The 5,318-nt window shown below is 72.6% G+C and carries 6 protein-coding genes; 4 read left to right on the forward strand and 2 right to left on the reverse strand.

Annotated elements, in window-relative coordinates:
• On the reverse strand, positions 1-878 hold an 878-nt coding region (locus tag AC07BS_RS13880), incomplete at its 3' end, for a DedA family protein (protein ID WP_478932361.1).
• A 230-nt stretch (positions 879-1,108) separates the two neighbouring features.
• On the opposite strand from AC07BS_RS13880, the gene AC07BS_RS13885 reads away from it, so the two are divergent.
• Positions 1,109-1,477, forward strand: coding sequence for a YbjQ family protein (locus AC07BS_RS13885; protein ID WP_478645781.1), 369 nt, complete (start codon positions 1,109-1,111; stop codon positions 1,475-1,477).
• Here the strand turns inward: AC07BS_RS13885 and AC07BS_RS13890 are convergent.
• Positions 1,441-2,496 carry a GlxA family transcriptional regulator gene (locus AC07BS_RS13890; RefSeq protein ID WP_478932186.1) on the reverse strand — a complete coding sequence of 352 codons (1,056 nt, stop codon included), beginning with the start codon at positions 2,494-2,496 and terminating at the stop codon, positions 1,441-1,443. The genes AC07BS_RS13885 and AC07BS_RS13890 overlap by 37 nt on opposite strands.
• 114 nt (positions 2,497-2,610) lie before the next feature.
• Between AC07BS_RS13890 and AC07BS_RS13895 the strand changes: the two genes are divergently transcribed.
• The 3 genes from AC07BS_RS13895 (at position 2,611) to AC07BS_RS13905 (ending at position 5,142) form a co-directional block, all read left to right on the forward strand.
• Positions 2,611-3,546, forward strand: a complete 936-nt coding sequence (locus tag AC07BS_RS13895) for an NADP-dependent oxidoreductase (RefSeq protein WP_478645776.1) — start codon at positions 2,611-2,613, stop codon at positions 3,544-3,546.
• A 73-nt stretch (positions 3,547-3,619) separates the two neighbouring features.
• Positions 3,620-4,261, forward strand: a complete 642-nt coding sequence (locus AC07BS_RS13900; protein ID WP_478932189.1) for a TetR-like C-terminal domain-containing protein — start codon at positions 3,620-3,622, stop codon at positions 4,259-4,261.
• Positions 4,258-5,142 (forward strand): alpha/beta fold hydrolase, encoded by an 885-nt coding sequence (locus AC07BS_RS13905; RefSeq protein ID WP_478932191.1) that lies wholly within the window; start codon positions 4,258-4,260, stop codon positions 5,140-5,142. Before AC07BS_RS13900 ends, AC07BS_RS13905 begins: the two co-directional genes overlap by 4 nt.
• The last annotated feature ends 176 nt before the right edge of the window (positions 5,143-5,318 follow it).

Raw genomic sequence — 5,318 nt, forward strand, 5'->3', positions numbered from 1 at the left:
ACGCCGACAGGCGACTGGGCACCGACGGACGGCGCCTGCTGGTCACCGGCGAACGGCACCTGACCGCCGCCAGGCGCCCGGTAGCCGCCGACAGGCGACTGGGCACCGACGGACGGCGCCTGCTGGTCACCGGCGAACGGCACCTGACCGCCGCCAGGCGCCCGGTAGCCGCCGACAGGCGGAACCTGGCCGCCCACGGGCGGAACCTGGTAACCGCCGGCAGGCCCAGCCGCAGGCGCCTCGGCCGGGCCCTCCTTCTTGGCCTTCGCGCGAGCCCGCAGCAGCTCGATGGCCACCGGCACCACGGACACCAGCACGATCGCGACCAGGATCAGCTCGATGTGCTTGTGGACGAAATCGATCTTGCCCAGGGCCGAGCCCAGCAGCGTCACACCGGCGCCCCAGAGCAGACCGCCGATGACGTTGAAGATCAGGAACGAGCGGTAGTTCATCCGGCTCACGCCCGCGATGATCGGCGTGAAGGTCCGGATCACCGGCACGAAGCGGGCCAGCACCAGCGACTTCGGCCCGTACTTCTCGAAGAAGTCGTGGGCCTTCTCCACGTTCTCCTGCTTGAAGAGGCGGGAGTCCGGGCGCTTGAAGAGCGAGGGGCCGACCTTGCGGCCGAAGAGGTAGCCGGCCTGGTCACCGAGGACCGCCGCGAGCACCACCAGCCCGCACACCAGCCACAGCGGCTTGTCGATCTGGCCCGTGGTGACCAGCAGACCGGTGGTGAAGAGCAGCGAGTCGCCGGGCAGGAAGAACCCGATCAGGAGGCCGGACTCCGCGAAGACGATGGCCAGCACGCCGATCAGACCGAATTGCTCGATCAGATAGTTCGCGTCGAGCCACTGCGGGCCGAGCGCGAGGGTGGTCATGGGAGTCACGGGTGACAGGCTCCTGGGTCGAGGGCACAGGCTCGTACGAGGCCGAGGCCCGGGCGACAGGCGGGAACGACGGGGTGCGGCGTTGTGCAGCGTTGTGCGGCCCAAAGCTATCAACGCCACGGCGCGTCGCCCGGTTCCACTCGAACGGCGCAACCCCACCCTCCCAGGGTGCGTCCCGGACAGCGAGCGGCAAAACTGCACAGACAGACGGAGGTGGACAGATGGGCATCGACGAGTACGGCGGCGGCCAGGTCGAGAAGTCCGATGTGCTGGTCGTCACGACCAATGACGTGCCCGGATACCGGGTGGAGCGGGTCATCGGCGAGGTCTTCGGCCTCACCGTGCGCTCCCGGCACGTCGGCAGCCAGATCGGCGCGGGGCTGAAGTCGCTGATCGGCGGCGAGCTCAAGGGCCTGACCAAGACGCTCGTCCAGACCCGCAACCAGGCCATGGAGCGCCTGGTCGAGCAGGCGCGGGCCCGGGGGGCCAACGCCGTGCTCATGTTCCGCTTCGACGTCACGGAGGCTGCGGACGTCGGCACGGAGGTCTGCGCCTACGGCACGGCCGTGGTGATCGCACCGCTGGCCTGACCCACCGGACCACCTTCCAGGTCGCCGTCCCGCGCGGCGGCGGCCCGGAAGGTCCGCCGGTACGCCTGCGGGGAGACCCCGATCGCCACCTGGAGGTGCTGCCGGAGCGAGGCGCCCGTGCCGAAGCCCGCGCGGTGCGCCACGGCGTCGACCGCCAGGTCGGTGGTCTCCAGCAGGTGCCGCGCCCGTTCCACGCGCTGCCGCACCAGCCACTGCCCCGGGCTGTCGCCCGTCTCGGCGCGGAAGCGCCGCGTGAACGTACGGACGCTGACCTTCGCGTGCGCGGCCATCCCGGCCAGCGTCAGGGGCTCCCCCAGCCGCTCCAGGGCCCAGGCCCGGGTCGGCGCGGTCCCGCTGGCATCCGGCTCCGGCACCGGCTGCCGGACGTACTGCGCCTGCCCGCCGTCGCGCCACGGCGGTACGACGCACATGCGGGCCACGGCGTTGGCGACCTCGCTGCCGTGGTCGCGCCGGACGATGTGGAGGCACAGGTCCACCCCGGCGGCCACGCCCGCCGAGGTCAGGACGTCGCCGTCGTCCACGAACAGCACCCCGGGGTCGACCCTCAGGGTGGTGAACATCCGCTGCAACTGGTCGGCCTCCTTCCAGTGCGTGGTGGCGGGCCGCCGGTCGAGGAGCCCCGCCGCGGCCAGCACGAACGAGCCGGTGCAGATCCCCACCAGCCGTGTGCCGGGCCGCACGGCCGCCAGGGCCTCGCGCAGGGCGTCCGGCAGCGTTCCCGTCTCCTGGATCGCCCCCAGGGCGTGCGAGGGCGGGACGACGAGCGTGTCGATGTCGGCCAGCAGGGACGCGTCGTGGCCCACGACGATCTCGTAGTCGGCGTCGGTGCGCACCGGGCGGCCGTCGACGCTGAACGTCGTCACGGAGTACAGCGGCTCCCCGGTCGCCGATCGGGCGGCCCCGAAGATCCGGGCGGGGATGGCGAGCTCGAAGGGGACGACTCCGTCCAGGGCGAGCACTCCGACCCGGTGGACGCGATACGGGGTGGTGGTGGCCATGGCCCGATTCTTTCAGACGTTGGCCATCGGGCCACTACCGGCGGATGCCCGGCCCGGCGACTCTTGACACCGTTCCCCCCGCACGAAATCAGGAAAGAACGGAAATACCGGACCATGCGCGCGATCACCCAGAACACCCCCGGCGGCCCGGACGTCCTCGAACTCGTCGAGACCGACCGCCCCGAGCCGGGCCCCGCCGAGATCCTCGTCCGCGTCCACGCCGCAGGCGTCAACCCGGTGGACTGGAAGAGCCGCGCCCGCGGCGTCCTCGTCTCCGGCGCCACGGTCCCGTTCACCCTGGGCTGGGACGTCTCGGGCACGGTCGAGGCCGTCGGCGTCGGCGTCACGATCTTCGCCCCCGGCGACGAGGTGTACGGCATGCCGCGCTTCCCGCACGCCGGCGGCGGCTACGCCGAGTACGTCACCGCCCCCGCCCGGCACTTCGCCCACCGCCCGGCCCCGCTCACCCACGTGGAGGCGGCCGCGCTGCCGCTGGCGGCGCTCACGGCCTGGCAGGCACTGGTCGACACCGCGGACGTGCGGCAGGGGCAGCGCGTGCTCGTCCACGCCGCGGCCGGCGGCGTGGGCCACCTCGCCGTCCAGATCGCCAAGGCCCGCGGCGCCCACGTCATCGGCACCGCCAGCGAGCCCAAGCACGCCCTGCTGCGCGAGCTGGGCGCCGACGAGCTCGTCGACTACACCCGCGAGGACTTCGCCGAGACCGTCCGCGACGTCGACGTCGTCCTGGACACCATCGGCGGCGACTACACCCGCCGCTCCCTGCGCACCCTGCGTCCGGGCGGCACGCTCGTCTCGATCGTCCCGCCGGGCGAGGACTTCCCGGCCGCCGAGGCGGCCGCGGCCGGCATCCGCGCGACCTTCGTCCTCGTCGAGGCCGACCGCCAGGGCCTGCGCGAGATCGCCGAACTGGTGGAGAGCGGCCGCCTGCGGCCGCTCGTGGACGCCACGTTCCCGCTGGAGGAGGCCGCGAAGGCGCACGAGCACGGCGAGCTCGGCCGCACCACCGGAAAGATCGTCCTGACGGTGTGACGCGCGCAACCGCTTCCTAGACCTGCTAGGTTTTTGCCTAGAGCTCCTAGGAAGAGAGGTGGTGGGCGGCGGCATGGTGCGCGCCGGAATCACCGCGGCCCGGCTGACCGACGCGGCCGCGGCGATGGCCGACGAGGCGGGCCTGGAGAAGGTCACCCTGTCGGCCCTCGCCCGCCACTTCGGCGTCAAGGACGCGAGCCTCTACTCGCACGTGCGCAACCTGCGCGCGCTGCGCGTACGCATCGCGCTGCTGGCGTCGGAGGAGATGACCGAGCGAATCGGCCGGGCGGTCGCCGGCCGGTCCGGCAAGGACGCGCTCGTCGCCTTCGCCGACGCCTACCGCGACTACGCGCTCGCCCACCCGGGCCGCTACGCCGCCACCCAGATGCAGCTGGCGCCGGAGGAGGTCAACAACTCGGTCGGCTTCCGGCGCAGCGTCGAGCTGACGTACGGGATGCTGCGCGCCTACGGCCTGACCGAGCCGGACCTCACCGACGCCGGCCGGCTGCTGCGCAGTACCTTCCACGGCTACATCCACCTGGAGCTCTCCGGCGGCTTCGGCCACTCCCGCCCGGTGAGCGCGTCATGGGCCCGGTCCCTCGACGCGCTCCACGCCCTGCTGGAGGACTGGCCGAGCGACGCGACGACGCAGGCACAGACGCAGACGCAGACGCAGACGCAGACGCAGACGGCAGAAGCTGAGGACAACAAGTGACGAACACGCCGACCACTGGGACGCTCGACGTCCCCGGCGCCACGCTCCACTACGAGACGCGCGGCAGCGGACCGGTCCTGCTGCTCATCCCCGGCGGCTCGGGCGACGCCGGAATGTACGCGGCCATCGCCGACGAACTGTCCGCCCTGTACACGGTGGTCTCCTACGACCAGCGCTGCATGTCGCGCAGCCGGCTCGACGGGCCGGTCGCCGAGCAGGACGTCCGCGTCTGGAGCGACGACGCCCGCCACGTCCTCGACCGGGTGGCGCCCGACGAGGAGGCCCTCGTCATGGGGTGCAGCTCCGGCGCCATCACGGCCCTCGGCCTGCTGGCCCGGCACCCCGAGCGGGTACGCCGGGTGATCGCGCACGAGCCGCCGCTGGTGGAGGTCCTGGAGGACCCGGCCCCGCACCGGGCGCACTTCGCGGACGTCCGCGACACGTTCCGGGCCGAGGGCGTGGCGGCGGCCATGACCCGGTTCGCGGAGGGCCTGGGGGCGGGGACGGAGGCCGAGCACGAGGCCGAACACGAGGCCGAGCACGAGGCCGAGGCCGAGGCCGAGCACGAGCAGGATGCGGAACTCCCGGCGGAGGCCGCCGAGATGCTCGCCCGGATGCACGCCAACATGCCCGCGTTCCTGGAGCACGTCCTGTGCCCCTTCTCGTCGTCCACCCCGGACCTGACCGCCCTCCGCCCCGTGGCCGACAAGCTCGTCCTGGCGGTGGGCCGTGATTCCCGAGGCATCGCACCGCTGTACGACCCGGCCACGCGCCTGGCGGACGAACTCGGCAGCATGCTCACCGAGTTCCCGGGCGGCCACCTGGCGGCTGTCGAGCAGCCACAGGACTTCACGGAGGCACTGCTGCCGCTGCTGGGCTGATAGCCATTTCGCGGCCCAGCCCAGCCGCAGCCCGCACCACCCGGTGAGGGGGGGGGGGGGGGGGGGGGGGGGGGGGGGGGAAGAAGGGGGGGGGGGGGGGGGAAAAAAAAAAAAAAGGAAGCGGGGGGGCCGACAAAACCGGGCAAAGTACATCACTACAACAAAGGGTGTGGCCG

The sequence above is a fragment of the Streptomyces sp. NPDC044063 genome, assembly GCF_056434285.1.

Bases quoted from the DNA above. Each gene is read 5' to 3' on its own strand.
- AC07BS_RS13885 (WP_478645781.1), top strand. From the start codon at position 1,109: ATGGGCATCGACGAGTACGGCGGCGGCCAGGTCGAGAAGTCCGATGTG.
- AC07BS_RS13890 (WP_478932186.1), bottom strand. From the start codon at position 2,496: ATGGCCACCACCACCCCGTATCGCGTCCACCGGGTCGGAGTGCTCGCC.
- AC07BS_RS13895 (WP_478645776.1), top strand. From the start codon at position 2,611: ATGCGCGCGATCACCCAGAACACCCCCGGCGGCCCGGACGTCCTCGAA.
- AC07BS_RS13900 (WP_478932189.1), top strand. From the start codon at position 3,620: ATGGTGCGCGCCGGAATCACCGCGGCCCGGCTGACCGACGCGGCCGCG.